Annotated in this window: 17 protein-coding genes; 11 read left to right on the top strand and 6 right to left on the bottom strand. The window is 72.5% G+C overall.

What is annotated here, in order from left to right; translation table 11 throughout:
- The first annotated feature begins 191 nt into the window (after nt 1–191).
- Complete coding sequence (locus N7925_RS05930) at nt 192–1,343, top strand: YihY/virulence factor BrkB family protein (protein ID WP_274346402.1); 1,152 nt, start codon at nt 192–194, stop codon at nt 1,341–1,343.
- 9 nt (nt 1,344–1,352) lie between these two features.
- A complete protein-coding gene (locus tag N7925_RS05925; protein ID WP_274343259.1) occupies nt 1,353–2,165 on the top strand; it encodes a helix-turn-helix domain-containing protein in 813 nt (270 codons plus the stop codon).
- On the opposite strand, the gene N7925_RS05920 is transcribed toward N7925_RS05925, so the two are convergent.
- The 4 genes from N7925_RS05920 to N7925_RS05905 all read right to left on the bottom strand — a co-directional run bounded on the left by N7925_RS05920 (nt 2,099) and on the right by N7925_RS05905 (nt 5,977).
- Nucleotides 2,099–2,497 (bottom strand): VOC family protein, encoded by a 399-nt coding sequence (locus N7925_RS05920; RefSeq protein WP_274343258.1) that lies wholly within the window; start codon nt 2,495–2,497, stop codon nt 2,099–2,101. The genes N7925_RS05925 and N7925_RS05920 overlap by 67 nt on opposite strands.
- A gap of 64 nt (nt 2,498–2,561) precedes the next feature.
- Complete coding sequence (locus N7925_RS05915) at nt 2,562–4,112, bottom strand: 3-hydroxyacyl-CoA dehydrogenase NAD-binding domain-containing protein (RefSeq protein WP_274343257.1); 1,551 nt, start codon at nt 4,110–4,112, stop codon at nt 2,562–2,564.
- A 129-nt stretch (nt 4,113–4,241) separates the two neighbouring features.
- On the bottom strand, nt 4,242–5,027 hold the full coding sequence (locus N7925_RS05910) for a CoA-transferase subunit beta (protein WP_274343256.1): 786 nt from the start codon (nt 5,025–5,027) through the stop codon (nt 4,242–4,244).
- A complete protein-coding gene (locus tag N7925_RS05905) occupies nt 5,024–5,977 on the bottom strand; it encodes a CoA transferase subunit A (protein ID WP_274343255.1) in 954 nt (317 codons plus the stop codon). Before N7925_RS05905 ends, N7925_RS05910 begins: the two co-directional genes overlap by 4 nt.
- A gap of 109 nt (nt 5,978–6,086) precedes the next feature.
- On the opposite strand from N7925_RS05905, the gene N7925_RS05900 reads away from it, so the two are divergent.
- Together N7925_RS05900 and N7925_RS05895 are read left to right on the top strand one after the other, a co-directional pair.
- Nucleotides 6,087–7,019, top strand: coding sequence for a LysR family transcriptional regulator (locus N7925_RS05900; RefSeq protein ID WP_274343254.1), 933 nt, complete (start codon nt 6,087–6,089; stop codon nt 7,017–7,019).
- A 147-nt stretch (nt 7,020–7,166) separates the two neighbouring features.
- Nucleotides 7,167–8,387: an acetyl-CoA C-acetyltransferase gene (locus N7925_RS05895; protein ID WP_265598442.1), complete on the top strand. Its 1,221-nt coding sequence runs from the start codon at nt 7,167–7,169 to the stop codon at nt 8,385–8,387.
- A 104-nt stretch (nt 8,388–8,491) separates the two neighbouring features.
- Here the strand turns inward: N7925_RS05895 and N7925_RS05890 are convergent, their stop codons facing one another.
- Nucleotides 8,492–9,247 (bottom strand): chaplin, encoded by a 756-nt coding sequence (locus tag N7925_RS05890; RefSeq protein WP_274343253.1) that lies wholly within the window; start codon nt 9,245–9,247, stop codon nt 8,492–8,494.
- Nucleotides 9,248–9,791: 544 nt separating this feature from the next.
- Here N7925_RS05890 and N7925_RS05885 point away from each other — a divergent pair.
- The 5 genes from N7925_RS05885 to N7925_RS05865 all read left to right on the top strand — a co-directional run bounded on the left by N7925_RS05885 (nt 9,792) and on the right by N7925_RS05865 (nt 12,240).
- On the top strand, nt 9,792–10,193 hold the full coding sequence (locus tag N7925_RS05885; RefSeq protein ID WP_265598441.1) for a rodlin: 402 nt from the start codon (nt 9,792–9,794) through the stop codon (nt 10,191–10,193).
- 327 nt (nt 10,194–10,520) lie between these two features.
- Nucleotides 10,521–10,811: a hypothetical protein gene (locus N7925_RS05880; RefSeq protein ID WP_047179476.1), complete on the top strand. Its 291-nt coding sequence runs from the start codon at nt 10,521–10,523 to the stop codon at nt 10,809–10,811.
- A gap of 68 nt (nt 10,812–10,879) precedes the next feature.
- Nucleotides 10,880–11,290: a rodlin gene (locus N7925_RS05875; RefSeq protein ID WP_265598440.1), complete on the top strand. Its 411-nt coding sequence runs from the start codon at nt 10,880–10,882 to the stop codon at nt 11,288–11,290.
- Nucleotides 11,291–11,478: 188 nt separating this feature from the next.
- Nucleotides 11,479–11,697: a hypothetical protein gene (locus tag N7925_RS05870; protein ID WP_274343252.1), complete on the top strand. Its 219-nt coding sequence runs from the start codon at nt 11,479–11,481 to the stop codon at nt 11,695–11,697.
- A gap of 135 nt (nt 11,698–11,832) precedes the next feature.
- Nucleotides 11,833–12,240: a rodlin gene (locus N7925_RS05865; protein ID WP_274343251.1), complete on the top strand. Its 408-nt coding sequence runs from the start codon at nt 11,833–11,835 to the stop codon at nt 12,238–12,240.
- Nucleotides 12,241–12,411: 171 nt separating this feature from the next.
- Here N7925_RS05865 and N7925_RS05860 read toward each other — a convergent pair whose 3' ends face one another.
- Entirely contained in the window at nt 12,412–12,912 is a 501-nt protein-coding gene (locus tag N7925_RS05860; RefSeq protein ID WP_265598438.1) for a DUF5949 family protein, read from the bottom strand.
- Between the two features lie 362 nt (nt 12,913–13,274).
- Here N7925_RS05860 and rsgA point away from each other — a divergent pair, with 362 nt between their 5' ends.
- Together rsgA and N7925_RS05850 are read left to right on the top strand one after the other, a co-directional pair.
- Entirely contained in the window at nt 13,275–14,426 is a 1,152-nt protein-coding gene (gene rsgA / locus N7925_RS05855; RefSeq protein ID WP_274343250.1) for a ribosome small subunit-dependent GTPase A, read from the top strand.
- 72 nt (nt 14,427–14,498) lie between these two features.
- A complete protein-coding gene (locus N7925_RS05850) occupies nt 14,499–15,884 on the top strand; it encodes a DNA-3-methyladenine glycosylase 2 family protein (RefSeq protein WP_274346401.1) in 1,386 nt (461 codons plus the stop codon).

Below are 15,884 nucleotides of genomic sequence, written 5' to 3'. Positions count from 1 at the left end.
GACCCCGGGCGCGACATGCCGTCCAACGGCCTCGGACAGGACCCGGCCGGCGGCCAAGACGTCCTGGCCCACCAGCGGTGGAGCCTGATCGGTCACGGTGCGGGTGGTGGCTGCCATGCCGATACGGTAAGGACGTGCAGGCAGCAAAAGAAACACCCGAGCGGCCACCGGGCCGGCTCCACCGGGCGCGAGTGCTCTACCGCAACGTCTCCAAACGACGGATGGCGTGGCACTTGCTCAAGGACACCGTCAACTCGTGCATCGAGTACCGCATTCTGGGACTCGCGGCCGAGGCGGCGTTCTTCACCCTGCTCTCGCTGCCCCCGCTGCTGCTCGGCATGATCGGGCTGCTCGGTTACGTCGACGAGTGGACGACGACCACCACCGTCGCCTCCATCGAGCGCAACATCCTCTCCGCCGCCCAGACGGTGCTGTCCGAGCGCGGGGTCAACGACTTCGCCAAACCGCTGCTCGCCGACGTCACGACCGGGGCCCGCCCCGACATCATCTCCATCGGCTTCGCCATCGCCCTGTGGTCCGGCTCCCGCGCGGTGAACGTCTTCATCGACACCATCACCGTCATGTACGGACTCGACGGCCACCGCGGCATCGTCAAGACCCGGCTGCTCGCCTTCCTGCTGTACGTCGTCGCCCTGCTGATCGGTGCGGTGGTGCTGCCGCTGCTGGTCGTCGGCCCGGACCGGGTGGTCGAGCTGGTGCCGTGGGGCACCGAGGTCATAGCCGTCCTGTACTGGCCGCTCGTGATACTGCTGGGCGTCGCGTTCCTCACGACGCTCTACCACGTGTCCGTGCCGGTGCGTTCGCCCTGGATCGAGGACGTCCCCGGGGCCCTGATGGCGCTCGGCATGTGGGTTCTCGGCAGCTTCCTGCTCCGGATCTACCTGACCAACACGGTCGAAGGCCCCACCATTTACGGCTCCCTGGCGGCGCCGATCGCCGTCCTGCTGTGGATCGGCATCTCCGCCTTCGCGGTCCTGGTCGGCGCCGCGGTCAACGCGGCCATCGACCGGGTGTGGCCCTCGCTCGCCACGGCCGCCGCCCGCGAGGCCACCGAACGCGTCCGGGCCGCGCAGGCCGCCGAGTTCGTCGCCCGTACCCGCTCGGCCGCCTACGCCGCAACGGACGACGACGATGACGAGGACGACGGCCCCGCGTACATGCCCTCCGAGTTCCCCGAGCGCTGGTCCCGCTTCCTGCCGCCCGACGACGTGAAGTCCCGGCTGCACGCGACCTGGGAGAAGGACCCCAGGGACACGAAGGAGCCCAGGGACACGAAGGAGTCCAGGGAGTCCACGGACGTCGAGGAACCGCCCGCGCGCTAGCGTGGAAGCATGCCCCGGGAACACCAGCGCGACCAGCAACACCGGCGCTCTCAGGAACGGCAGCGCTACCAGGAACGGCCGTCCCGGCTGGCCGGGGCCGTCGTCTGGACCCTGGAGGTCCCGCCCGGACCGCCGGGTCCCGCCCGGTCGGTCCTTCCCGACGGCTGCATGGACCTGATCTGGTCCGCCGGCCGCCTGGTCGTCGCCGGACCCGACACCCACGCCTTCCGCGTCGACCCCCGCAACCGCGCCTCCTGCGCCGCGATCCGCTTCCCGCCCGGAACCGCCCCCGTGCTCCTCGGCGTACCGGCCGACGAACTGCGCGACCACCGGGTCGAGCTCGCCGACCTCTGGCCCCGGGCCGCCGTCCGCGGGCTCGTCGACCGGATCGACCGGGCCGCCGACCCCGCGGCCGCCCTGGAGGACTACGCCCTGGGCCTGGCCGCCGAGACCGGCCCCCCGGACCCGCTCACGGCGGCGGTCGCCGACCGGCTGGGGCGCGGCGGCTCCGTCGCGGCGACGGCCGCCGAGGTCGGTCTGGGCGCCCGCCAACTGCACCGACGCTCCCTGGCCGCCTTCGGCTACGGCCCCAAGACTCTGGCCCGGATCCTCCGCCTCCAGCGCGCCCTGTCCCTCGTCCGCGAGGGTCTGCCGTACGCCGAGGCGGCCCCCGCGGCGGGCTGCGTCGACCAGGCGCACCTGGCCCGCGAGATGCGCGCGCTCGCCGGGACGACGCTCGGGGCCTACTTCGGGCGTTACGAGGCGTCGGCCGCCGCGAACAGCGACACCCCGCAGCCGTCCGGGTCCAGGACGACCGCGTAGCGCTGCCCCCACACCGCGTCCCAGGGCTTCAGGTGCCCGGTGTACCCGGCGTCGACCAGCTCCTCATACACCGAGTCCACCTCGCGCGGGCTGTCGCAGACGAAGGCCAGGGCGACCCGCTCACCGCCCGCCGGGCGCTTCCAGTCCGGATCGAACGAGGCGATGACCTCCTCCGTGTCCCACAGCAGCCGCTGCCCGCCCGGCAGGGTCACTTCGACATGCGGTGCGGACTCCGCCCCTTCGGGGATGTCGAGGCCGAGCCTGCGGTAGAAGGCGAGCGAGGCCGCCAGGTCCGCCGTGATGATGCTGATCGCGTCAAGTCGTGGAGTCATGCCCCGACCGTACGCACGCGGCGCCCCGACGGTCTTGTACGAATCGGTCGCCCGAGCCGGGCCCTCACCCCAGGCAGTCGGCCGGCGAGGTCCCGGGGTCGGTCACGGCCAGGCCCAGAGCGGCCCGCTCCGTGATCCACCGCGTCGGCCGGTGGCGCGGGTCGCCCGTCGTCGCGTACAGCGACCGCTGGAGCTCCAGCAGCCTCACCGCCCCGACCCGCTCGCCCCAGGCCAGCGGCCCGTACGGATAGCCGAGCCCCGTGGTCACCGCCAGATCGATGTCGGCGGGCGCGGCGAGCGAGCGCTCCGCGATCGAGCAGCCGACCGCGACGACGGAGGACAGCAGCCGCTGCGCGACCGTGCCCGCGGTGTCCCGCACCACCGACACCGCGTACGGATGGTCGCCCTCGGCGGCCAACGCCAGCACCGCCCGCGCGTCCCGGGCGGCCACCGGATCGCCGGCCGCCGTCACCGCGAGGACCCGCCGCCGCCCCGCCGGGGGCAGCACCTCCACGCCGAATGTACGTTCCCGGGGCCACGCACCCTCCGCGACCGCCGCCGACACCGGCGTCCCCCAGACGGGCACCAGCACCACGGCCCGCGCGGACGGCCCCGCGCCCCGCTCGACCCGGACCCCCGCCGCCTCCAGGGACCCGGCCAGGGCCTCCTCGTACGCGACGGTCTCCGGCCGCCCGCCCGGGACCAGGAACACCGGGCGCTCTGCGTCCCCGGTGACCGCGCTCTCCGGCCCGGGGCCGGACGCCCCGTCGCCGTACGCGTACCAGCCCCGGCCCGTCTTACGGCCGTGCAGCCCCGCCACCACCCGGTTCGGGGTCAGGAACGACGGGCGCAGCCGGTCCTCGTACCGGAAGCCCTCCCAGATCGAGTCGATCACCGCGGCCGTCACGTCGAGACCGGTCAGGTCCATCAGCTCGAAGGGGCCCATCCGCAGTCCCAGCACGTCCCGGGCGATCCGGTCGATCTCCGCCGGGTCCGCCACCGACTCCTCCAGCAGCGCGAGCGCCTCGGTCACCAGCCCCCGACCGGCGTGGTTGACCAGGAAGCCGGGGGTGTCGGCGACGGTCACCGCCCGGTGCCCGCAGCCCTCCACCAACTCGGTCAGCAGGGCCGGGATCTCCGGGCGGGTGGCCGCGCCCGGCACCACCTCGACGATCCGCATCAGCGGCACCGGGTTGAAGAAGTGCAGCCCGGCCAGGCGCGAGGGGTCCCGGAGCGTCGCGGCGATCCGGGTCACCGACAGGGAGGAGGTGTTGGTCGCGAAGACGGCGGAGGAGGGCAGCGTCTGCTCCAGCTTCCCGAACACCTCGGCCTTGGTCGCCAGGTCCTCCCGTACCGCCTCGATCACCAGCTCCACCTCGGGGCCCGCCGCCCACGGCTCGGCGAGCGGCACCAGCCGGGCCACGGCCGCGTCCCGCCCGGCGGCCGGCATCCGACCCTTGGCGACGGCCCGGTCCAGCATCGAGGCGACGAAGTCCAGGGCTTCCGTCACCGCCTCGGGCCGTACGTCCCCGAGCTCGACGGTGTGACCGGCGCTCGCCGCCCACTGGGCGATGCCGCGGCCCATGGCCCCGGCTCCGACGATCCTGATACGCATGGCGGTGGGAGCCCTTTCAACGGAGACAGAGACGGTTCTCGACGGGGACGGAGACGAGTTCTTCGCCGGGGACGGAGGCGGCTCGCCGACGGGACGGAAGCGGTGCTTCCACGGGGGCGGGCGCGGTCCTCAGCGGAGGTAGACGCGGTCGGGGTCGACATCGTCCCGCAGGAGCCGCAGCTCGGCGGCGGTCGGCGGAGCCGTCGTCGCCACCGTGCCGGCCGCCTTCAGCTCCCAGCCGGTCGCGGCCCGCACCTGTTCGACGGTGACCCCGGGATGGACGGCGACCAGCCGCAGTTCGTCACCGACACCCTCCCTGGCGAGGACGCCCAGTTCGGTGACGACACGGGTGACGCCGACGCCCAGCGGGCGGATCCCGTCCGCCAGCGCCCGGTCCGGGCCCGGCGTGGTGCAGAAGTCGAGGGTGTCGGCGAAGGAACGCGGTGTGTGGCGGCGCATCACCACGAACACCTCCCGGGCGTTCGCCATCACCTCGACCGCGCCACCGGAACCCGGCAGCCGCACCGACGGGCGGTCCCAGTCCCCGATGGCCGAGGTGTTGAGGCTGCCCCACCGGTCGATCTGCGCGGCCCCCAGGAAACCCACGTCGATGTGCCCGCCCTGGAGCACCGAGCCGAACAGGGTGGGCATCGACACCACCGCTTCGGCCCCGGTGATCAGGACGGCGTCCGCGATGGTCTCCGGCAGCCGGGAGGGGTGCGCCCCGCAGACCCCGGACTCGTACACCACCTCGATGCCCGGCGCGACGGTCAGCCGCGCCAGCTCGGCCGCCAGCGTAGGCAGCCCGATGCCGGCGAACACCGCGCGGCGTCCGGCCAGTTCACGCGAGGCGACGACCGACAGCAACTCCGAGGAGGTGACGGGCCGCGAGGCTTCCGGGTCCTGCTCGCTCACAGCCGCCTCCCGTAGTTCACCGGCTCGCTCAGCGCCTCGCCGACCGCCAGCCCCGCCCAGAACTCCTCGCCCAGCTTCGCCACGTACTCCGCGTGGTCGGCGGTGCCGTACACCCACTCCGCCAGCCACTTCCGCAGCCGAGCCGGGTCCTTGCTGATCGCGGACCAGGAGCGGTAGAAGGCGTTGTCCCGGTCGTAGTAGCCCTGCGCGAACGAGGGGTGCGCCCCGCGCGGGCAGACCACCACCGCGTCGACCGCGTGGGCCGGAATCAGCGTGCGGTTCGGGTCCGAGCGGACCACCTCGTCCGCCACCAGCTCCTCCACCACCACGACCGCCTTCTCCGCCGCGTACACCGCCTCGGCCTGGACGCCGGTCAGCCCCCAGACCTGGGTGTTGCCCCGGCGGTCGGCGCGCTGCGCGTGGACGATCGTCACGTCCGGGTTGACGGGCGGTACGACGTAGATCCGCTCGGTTCCCCCGTCGGCGGCCGGGTAGGGCGAGACGACCTTGCGGATGCCGGGGTTGACGGACGGCAGGTCGCTGCCGGCGTACGAGCGCAGCGGGTAGAACGGCAGCCGCTGCGCCCCCGCGAGATAGCGGCACACCATCACGTAGTGGCTGTACTCCTCGAACGCCAGCGGCTCCGGGTCGGCGTGCTCGATCCGCCGCCGCAGCTCCCCGAGCGAACCGGCGGAGGAGTTCCCCACGAAGGAGGAGACCAGCCCCGACACGCACCCGGCCGCCAGCATCTGGTCCACCACGATGTCCGCCGTCATCCGGACGACCGTGAGATTCCGGCGGCCCTGCCGGATGATCTCGTGACCGGCGGCGGTCGGGACGAGGTGCGTGAACCCTTCGAGACTCACGGTGTCTTCGTCGCGGACGAAGGCGGCGACGGCCTCCCTCATCGACATGACCTTTCCGGCCGTCCGGTCCACGGTTCTCCTCATCGTCCGCATACGCGGACCCCACGGTGTCAGCACCCATTGATGGCTGTCCAATACCGAATTAAGGTCGGATCAAGACCGGGGGCATATCAATGACGCGAGGGAGTGTTCCGTGGAACTGCGCCACCTCAAGGCCTTCCTCGCCGTGGCCGAGGAGCTGCACTTCGGCCGGGCCGCCAAACGCCTCCAGATGGCACAGCCGCCCCTGAGCCAGCAGGTCCGGCAACTGGAGAAGGAACTGGGGGTCCAGCTGTTCCGCCGCAACACGCGCTCCGTCCGGCTCACCGGCGCGGGGGAGACCTTCCTCGACCCCGTACGGACCGTCCTCGACGACCTCGACACCGCCGTCCGGGCCGCCCGCTCGGCGGGCCGGGGCGAGTACGGCCGGGTGACCGTCGGCTTCGCCGGCGCCTCCAGCCACGAGACGCTGCCCCGCCTCACCCGCGCCGTGCGCGCCGCACACCCCGGCCTCGAACTGGTCATGACCGGCCAGACGTACGCCAACGTCGCCCTGTCCCGGGTCGCCGACGGCTCCCTCGACCTGGGCTTCGTCCGGCTGCCGGTGACCCGGCCAGGAGTGGAGCACCGGGTGATCGACGAGGAGGAGCTGCTGTGCGCCCTGCCGTTCGACCACCCGCTCGCCCGGCACGAGGCGGTACCGCTCGGCGAGCTGGCGGACGAACCGTTCGTCTCCTTCCCCGCCAACTCCGGCTCCACCGTGCGCGACGCCATGACCGAGGCCTGCGAGGGTGCCGGGTTCACCCCGCGCGTCGTCCAGGAGGCCCCCGACTCGTACACGATCATGGCGCTCGTCGCCGCCGGGGTCGGCGTCACCCTCACGGTCACCTCCGTACGCCACATCCAGCAGAGCGGACTGGTCTACCGGCCCCTCACCGGACCGCCCATCCGTCGCCAGGCGGCCCTCGCCTGGCGTGCCGACAACCCCTCCGCCGCCCTGCACGCCGTGCTCGCCGTCGCCCGGGACGCCCTGCCGACCCCCGTACGCGGAACGGGCGGAGGACCGATTGAGACGCCGGGCCTCTGAAAAGGGGGCACATCCGGTATTGGACCCGCTCAGTCACCGGATGCGAAGGTCACCTCACCTCACCTCACCGTCCACCGCCCCGCCACCCGCGCCCCGCCACCCGCGCCCCGCCCGTCGCCCTGGTCGCCCTGAAGGAAAGGCCCCGCCGTGCCGCTCGACGTCGTCATCTGCGAACCCCTGCGCACCCCCATCGGCCGGTTCGGCGGGGCTTTCGCCCAGCAGACCCCGGCCGCACTGGCCGCACATGTCATCGCGGAGATCGTCGCCCGCACCGGCATCGACCCCACCCGGGTCGACGAGGTGATCCTCGGCCACGCCTACCCCACCAGCGAGGCCCCCGCCATCGGCCGGGTCGCCGCCCTGGATGCCGGACTCCCCACCACGGTCACCGGCTCCCAGATCGACCGCCGCTGCGGCTCCGGACTCCAGGCGGTGCTGGACGCGGCGATGCAGATCCGGGCCGGATTCAGCGACGTGGTGATCGCGGGCGGCGTCGACGTGATGAGCGCCGCTCCCTACTACACTCACGACGGACGCTGGGGCATCAAGGGCCCCGGCCTCCAGCTCCACGACGCACTCGCCCGGGGCCGCGTCACCGCCGGCGGCGTCAACCACCCGGTCCCCGGCGGCATGATCGAGACGGCGGAGAACCTGCGCCGGGAGTACGGGATCAGCCGGGCCGACCAGGACGCCCTGGCCCTGCGCTCCCAGCAGCGCGCCGCCCGCGCCGCGGCCGAGGGCCGCTACGACGCGGAGACCGTCCCCGTCACCGTGCGCACCCGGAAGGGCGAACACGTCGTCACCGCCGACGAACACCCACGCCCCGACACCACCGCCGAACAACTCGCTTCCCTCCGGCCGGTGATGGCGAAGTCCGACCCGGATGCCACGGTCACCGCGGGCAATGCCAGCGGCCAGAACGACGCGGCCGCCGCCTGCCTGGTCACCAGTGCCGTGACCGCCGAACGTCTCGGCCTCACCCCGCTCGTCCGCCTCGTCTCCTTCGCCCGGGCGGGGGTGCCCGCCGCGACGATGGGCATCGCCCCCGTCGCAGCCACCCGCACCGCGCTCGACCGGGCGGGCCTCTCCCTCGCCGACCTCGACCTGATCGAGCTGAACGAGGCGTTCGCCGCCCAGGTGCTGGCCTGCACCAGGGAGTTGGGCCTCGGCGAGAAGGACCACGACGAGCGGATCAACGTCAACGGCTCGGGCATCTCGCTGGGCCACCCGGTCGGCGCCACCGGAGCCCGCATCCTGGCCACCCTCACCCGCGAACTCCACCGCCGCGAGGGCCGGTACGGCCTGGAGACGATGTGCATCGGCGGCGGTCAGGGCCTCGCCGCGGTCTTCGAACGCATGGCGGACTGAAGGACAACCGTCCTTCTGAGTAACAACGATGCCGGCGCACACGGAAGGTCCGGCCGGACAGTCCCCGCTGTCCGGCCGGACCTCGTTCTCCCGCAGGAGGCCTGTCAGTCCCGCGCGTTGCGGGTACGGCGCATCAGCACCGCACCGCCGAGCAGCAGCGCGGCGCTCGCGCCGGCGGCCAGGCCCAGGTCGGCGGCACCGGTGTCGGCCAGCTGCGCGGCCGGGACGTCGGACCCGGGCGTACCGGACCCGGGCGTACCGGACCCGGGCGTACCGGACCCGGGCGTGCCCGAGCCGGGGGTGTCGGTACCGGGGGTGTCGGTACCGGGAGTGTCGGTCGGCGGCTCGTCGACGGGCGGCTGGTCCACGGGCGGCTGGTCGACGGGCGGCTGGTCGACGGGCGGCTGGTCGACGGGCGGCTGGTCGACGGGCGGCTGGTCCACGGGGGGCTCGTCGACGGGAGGTTCGTCGACCGGAGGCTCGTCCACCGGCGGCTCATCGACCGGCGGCTCGTCGACCGGCGGCTCGTCCACGGGGGGTTCGTCCACCGGCGGCTTGTCCACCGGCGGCTTGTCCACCGGCGGCTTGTCCACCGGCGGGTGGTCGTGCTTCGGGCCGTCGGCGTTCACGCACTTGTTGCCGAAGGCCGGGTTCAGCAGAGCGATCACATTGACGGTGTTCCCGCACACGTTGACCGGGACGTGGACCGGCACCTGCACCGCGTTGCCCGAACCGACCCCCGGTGAACCGACGGCCGCTCCCTCGGCCGACGCGTCGGCGTGCGCGGTGCCGCCGACCGCCGCCAGGAGGCCCGATGCGGCCGCCATGACGATAATGCTTCTGTTCAAGACCTGTCGCATTACTTGCCCCTTCTTAGGACATTCGCGAGGACTTCGCGTGGGTGCTTCGCGCGCGGAGCCGGGCAGCCGTCGGGAGGAGCCGCGGCACAGCCGGATCCTGCGGCGAAGCCATGGTGAAAGTGATGAAGACGTGCGCGCTGGACGACTGCCATAACGACTCAGGTTCACGCGGGAAACTCGGATGTCCGTGGAAATTGTGTAATCACCCGAACGGGTGGCAACGTCGAACCTGGGGCATCCCGGTTCGCGGAAAGAGAGAAACGATTCATCGTCACCTGCGCCGGTACTCCATGGCGTTGACGGCAGAGAAGCGCCCTCTTCCGTGTAGGTCACGGCCTCGGAGTCACTCGTCCCCGTCCACCCGTTCGGGCCAGGAGCGTCGGAGGGGTGTGCGCAATTCCTTCACGAACAGGCGGTCGTACGAACAGACGGCGAGGGGCAGCCCCCGTGTCCGGCATTCGGGTGAATGGGCAGAACCTAATGCCGGGCGGCGAGTTGACCAGGGGGCTCCGCTACGGGGCGATCGGTACGAGAAGGGTTAATCGTGATCAAGAAGGTTCTGGCTACGGGCGCTGTCGCCGCCTCCATCCTCGGTCTCGGCACGACGCAGGCCATGGCCATCGCCAACGACGGCGGCACCACCACGGTCAACGGCAACGGTGCTTCGCAGGCGTACGGCAACTCCGAGACCCACGGTGACTGGAGCCCGCAGTTCGCGCTCATCCAGGGCTCGCTCAACAAGCCCTGCATCGCCCTCCCGGCCAAGGCGAACCTCGGCTCCCTCGTCGGCATCGTGCCGGTCACGGTCCAGGACATCAACGTCCTGTCCTCCCCGCAGAACCAGCAGTGCACCGAGAACTCCACCCAGGCCAAGGGTGACGAGGCCCTGTCGCACATCCTGGAGGACATCCCGATCCTCTCCGGCAACGGCACCGGCAACAACTGATCCACGGCCGCCCTACTCGGGCCCGAGTCCTCGGAGTTCCTCCACCGGGCGGCTCGGGCCCGTCGCCGTTCCAGGGCGCGCGCACGGTGTCCTCGCCCGCGTTCCCCGCCGGGGCCACATGGGCATTGCGGCATTCCAGCGGATATCCGCCGGTGCGCTCGGGCCGGAATCGCGGAAGGTACCGCAGAAAGTCGTCGCCCCGCAGTTTCCCGAATGCGGCCGGATCGTTGATCAGGAAGAAAGCGGCAGAAGTCACAGGTAAAGAAAGCTTGTGTGCGGCACGGGAACGTGACCGAAACAGATGCCGCGCAGAAGGGAACCAGAAAAGTGAAGTACGCGAAGACCGCCGCCCTTGTTGCCGGTTCCGTGGCTGCCCTCGGAGCGGCCGCCCCCGCCTTCGCCGCTGCTACGCCCACGGCCCCCAACTTCAGCCTCGACAGCGGCCTCAACCAGGTGATGGCCAGTGCCCCGCAGGTCGTGGACCCGGTGGTGGGCACGGTCGCCGAGACCGCCGAGACGGTCTCGAAGGACGGCACGGTCGGCAAGTTGGCGGGCCAGGCGACCGGGGTGGCCGAGGGTGCGGCTCCGCTGCTGGGCGGAGTTCCCCTCGGCGGCTGACCGCCGCGGCACGACCTTTCCACCCTCTTCTTTCACCGATCCGTATCACTCCCCAGAAGGGCTCCTTCATGTTCAAGAAGATCATGGCCTCGGCCGCCGTTGCCGCCTCGGTCATCGGTGTCACCGCCGCTGCCGCCGCACCCGCCATGGCCATCGCCAACGACGGCGGCACCACCACGGTCAACGGCAACGGTGCTTCGCAGGCGTACGGCAACTCCGAGACCCACGGCGACTGGAGCCCGCAGTTCGCGCTCATCCAGGGCTCGCTCAACAAGCCCTGCATCGCCCTCCCGGCCAAGGCGAACCTCGGCTCGCTCATCGGCGTGGTGCCGATCTCGCTCCAGGACATCAACGTCCTGTCCTCCCCGCAGAACCAGCAGTGCACCGAGAACTCCACCCAGGCCAAGGGTGACGAGGCCCTGTCGCACCTGCTGAACGACATCCCGATCCTCTCCGGCAACGGCGCCGGCAACAACTGAGACCGGGGAGCCCGGGTCCGCTCCGGCCGACCCCCGTGGGGCCAGTCCATCCGTACGGCGATCGTTCTTCGCCGGACCGGACGGACTGGCCCTTCGTCGTGTGCCAACGCCTCCGGCCGGGTTGTCCGGTTGGGCCGGATGCCGTAGCACCGGCTGACGATCCGGGCCGGGCCGGGTAGGGCCTCCGTATGGATCCGTACGACAGTCAGACCCCGCAGGGCGGCGAGCGGCGGCCCGCTTCGGGTGGCACACCGATCTACGACCGGCTCGTCGCCGAGTGGCAGGCGGCCGGGGGCCGCCACCCCCTCTCGGAGCTGCACGGGGGCCAGGACCCTCCATGCGGCGGTTTCGTGCCGGCGGCGCGTACCTCGGACGAGGGCTCCGGACCCGAGGCCCCCGGAGGGTGAGCCCCCCGGAGGAGCGAGGAGTGGCGTCGACCTTGCGCCGGAACGAACCCATTTGAGTGGTGCTGCGCAACCGATCAGGGGTGAGGGCAGTTGATCAGTACGTTCCACAACGGGACGCTCCGAAAGGTGAAGTTGATGAAGAAGATGATGGCCGGCGCTGCAGTGGCCGTGTCCCTGCTCGGTCTGTCCGCAGTCGCGGCTCCCACGGCCATGGCGATCGGCAACGACGGTGGCACCACCACGGTCAACGGCAACGGTGCCGAGTCGGAGGTCGGCAACGCCGAGACGGAGGGCAACTGGAGCCCGCAGAACCAGCTCGTCCAGGGCACCCTGAACAAGCTCTGCGTCGGCCTGCCCGCCAAGGTCAACGTCGGTTCGCTCGTCGGCATCGTGCCGGTCACGGTCCAGGACATCAACGTCCTGTCCAACCCGCAGAACCAGCAGTGCACCGACAACTCCACCCAGGCCAAGGGCGACGAGCCGCTGTCGCACATCCTGGACGACATCCCGGTCCTCTCGGGCAACGGCGTCGGCAACAACTGACGCACTCCAGCCTGAGGTGTTGAGTGCGGGCGGTCCGGAGATCACACTCCGGGCCGCCCGTCCTCGTTCCCCGACAACGGCCCCGCCGCCCCGGACATAGGACGAGGCCCACCACCCCCCGTGGAGTGGTGGGCCTCGTCCTATGTCCGGGGCGGCGGGCGGAGCGGCTCCTCAGCCCAGGGAGCGGACCGGGAGCAGGCAGTGGGCGGCGGTGCGGACGACCTCCACGTCGGTGGCGAAGGCCCGCAGCCGGTCCTCGCTGACCGGCTGCCCGGGCACGGCGTCCGGCCACGGGCTGGTGGCGAACATCCCGTACACCTGGCCCTGGGCCTGCGCGGCGGCCAGCCACTCCGCCGGGGCGGGGTACTGCGCCGAGAGATGAGGCAGTGTCAGGACGGCCCGCCCCGCCTGGACGAGGAGCTTCGCCTGGACGCCCGGGCTCTCGGCCGCGTCCTGGATCGGGCCGCCGACGTGGAGGCCCGCGCGCTCCAGTGCGGCGCGCATGGCCTCGCGGCCGACCTCCGGACCGTCCTGCCCGTCGCCCAGCGAGTAGGCGAGGAGGAAGGCGGTGTCCTGGTCGGCGTCGGGCTGCCGGCCGCTCCAGCCGATCAGGATCTGCGTGCCCAACTGGGCCTGGGTGAAGGTGCCGGTGGAGGCCTGGGGTGTGGTCATGCTCGGCACCCTAACGGCCCCGGAACAGGCTCTATGCATGCGTATCACCCGATCGGGGGAGATCTGCTCCCAACTCCGGCGAACACCCCGGTCGGACCGCCTCCATCGGAGGTGTGCGGAAAACCTGTTGACGCCGCTCCCGGGGGCGCGGCTAGTCTGGCCACTGTTCCAGGCGTCGCCATGACGCCTGCGGCACGGAAACGGAAAGAACCAGGAGGTGAGGACATTGATGACTGTCGTTGCGATGGGCACTGCCCACAACCGGAAGAGCATCGTCCTCATCCCCGTGGCCACCGGCTGACCGACTTCCCTCATTCCCGCGCCGAGCGCGCGTGCCGGGGCCACCCTGTGAAGGGTTTCCCTTGTCTTTCTCGTTCCTCACCGCTCCTTCCTCCTCGCACCCGCTGGCTCCGTACGGCTGGGACGAGGACTGGGCGGCAGCTTTCTTCGCGTACGCCGAGCAGGGCCTCGTGCCGGGACGCGTCGTCCGGGTGGACCGCGGTCAGTGCGACGTGATCACCGCCGACGGCCCCGTCCGCGCCGACACCGCGTTCGTCGTGCCCCGTGACCCGATGCGGATCGTCTGCACCGGCGACTGGGTGGCGCTCGACGCCGGCGGCGATCCGCGCTTCGTCCGTACGCTGCTGCCCCGCCGCACCGCTTTCGTCCGCTCCACCTCCTCCCAGCGGTCCGAGGGGCAGGTGCTCGCCACCAACATCGACCACATCGCCATCTGCGTCTCGCTCGCCGTCGAGCTGGACCTCGGCCGCCTGGAGCGTTTCCTCGCACTCGCCCTCTCCAGCTCCAGCGGCGCCGCCCTGCTCGGCGACGGCCAGGACGCGGGCCACAGCCCCCAACCGCTCGTGCTGCTGACCAAGGCGGATCTGGTGCCCGACGCGGTCACGCTGTCCCACCTCGTCGGGGACGTCGAGGCGATCGCCCCCGGCGTCCAGGTGCTGCCCGTCAGCTCCACCACGGGCGAGGGGCTCGACGTCTTCGGCGCCGTCGTCTCCGGTGGTACGAGCGTGCTCCTCGGCATCTCCGGCGCGGGCAAGTCGACCCTCGCCAACACCCTGCTGGGCGAGGACGTCATGGACGTACAGGCCGCCCGGGACGTCGACGGCAAGGGCCGGCACACCACGACGACCCGCAACCTGCTCGTCCTGCCGCACGGGGGCGTCCTCATCGACACCCCCGGGCTCCGCGGAGTGGGCCTGTACGACGCCGGGGCCGGGGTCGGCGAGGTGTTCTCCGAGATCGCGGAGCTGGCCACCCGGTGCCGGTTCCACGACTGCGCCCACCAGGCGGAACCGGGGTGCGCCGTCCTCGGCGCGGTGGCGGACGGGGTCCTGTCCGAGCGGCGGCTCGACAGCTACCGCAAGCTGATCCGCGAGAACCAGCGGATCGTCGCCAAGACCGACGCCCGGGTGCGCTCCGAGATCCTGCGGGACTGGAAGCGCAAGGGCGCGGAGGGGCGTGCGGCCGTGCAGGCCAAGCGCGGCCGGGTGCGGTAGCCCGGAGCGACCGGTTCGACGTCCGAAAACCGCGAGTGCGGCGGCCCCGGCTGCCGCACACTGGACGGTGTGATGGACGAACGGACCAGGTACGAGGCGGTCAGCAGCCGCGACGCGCGGTTCGACGGCGCCTTCTTCTTCGCCGTCGCGACCACCGGCATCTACTGCCGGCCGAGCTGCCCCGCCGTCACGCCCAAACGCGCCAACGTGCGCTTCTACCCCACCGCGGCGGCGGCCCAGGCCGGCGGCTTCCGGGCCTGCCGCCGCTGCCGGCCGGACGCCGTGCCCGGCTCCGCCGAGTGGAACGTCCGCGCGGACGTCGTCGGCCGGGCCATGCGCCTGATCGGCGACGGCGTGGTGGACCGCGAGGGCGTCCCCGGACTCGCCGGGCGGCTCGGCTACAGCGCCCGGCAGGTCCAGCGCCAGCTCAACGCCGAGCTGGGCGCGGGACCCGTCGCGCTCGCCCGCGCCCAGCGCTCCCACACCGCCCGGGTCCTCCTCCAGACCACCGGGCTGCCGGTCACGGAGATCGCCTTCGCCGCGGGGTTCGCCAGCGTCCGGCAGTTCAACGACACCGTCCGGCAGATCTACGCCCGCACGCCGAGCGCCCTGCGCGCCGAGGCCGGTACGGGACTCGGCGGCGGACGCCGCGAGGGGACCAGGGCCGGAATCCCGCTGCGGCTCGCCCACCGGGGTCCGTACGCCACCGCCGCCCTCTTCGACCTGCTGGCCGCGGGAGCGGTCGCCCGGGTCGAGGAGGTGACGGGCCCGCCCGGCCGCCGCGTCTACCGGCGCACCCTGCGACTGCCGTACGGGGCCGGGCTCGTCGCGGTCGACGAGGCCTCGCCCGGCGGCCCCTGGCTGGAGGCCCGCATCCAGCTCACCGACCTCCGCGACCTGACCACCGCCGTCCAGCGGGTGCGCCGCCTGTTCGACCTGGACGCCGACCCGCACGCCGTGGACGAGGCGCTGGCCGCCGACCCCCGGCTCGCCCCGCTGGTCGCCGCCCGCCCCGGGCTGCGGTCGCCGGGCGCGGCCGACCCGGAGGAGGCCGCGGTGCGGACCCTGGTGGGACGCGAGGCCGCCGGGGAGCTGGTCGAGCGGTACGGGAAGGCGCTGGACGTGCCGTGCGGCGGGCTCACCCACGTGTTCCCGGAGCCGGACGTGCTCGCCGGTTCCGCCGAGGACCCGGCCCTCGCCGCCCTGGCCGCCGCGCTCGCCGACGGCGGGCTGCGGCTGGACGCCGGGGCCGACCGTGACGAGGCGGAACGGGCGCTGCTGACGCTGCCCGGGATCGGCCGCCGCACCGCCGCCCTGATCCGGATGCGGGCGCTCGGCGACCCCGACGTGGACCCGTACGGGACGCCGGGCGCGGAGCGGTGGCGGCCCTGGCGCTCCTACGCGGTACGTCATCTGGAAGCGGAAGCGGCGGGAGCGGGGGCGGCGGAACCCGGCTGA

The sequence above is a fragment of the Streptomyces sp. CA-278952 genome (assembly GCF_028747205.1).
Lineage (GTDB): Bacteria > Actinomycetota > Actinomycetes > Streptomycetales > Streptomycetaceae > Streptomyces.
This window is presented reverse-complemented; position numbering and strand designations above follow the sequence as displayed.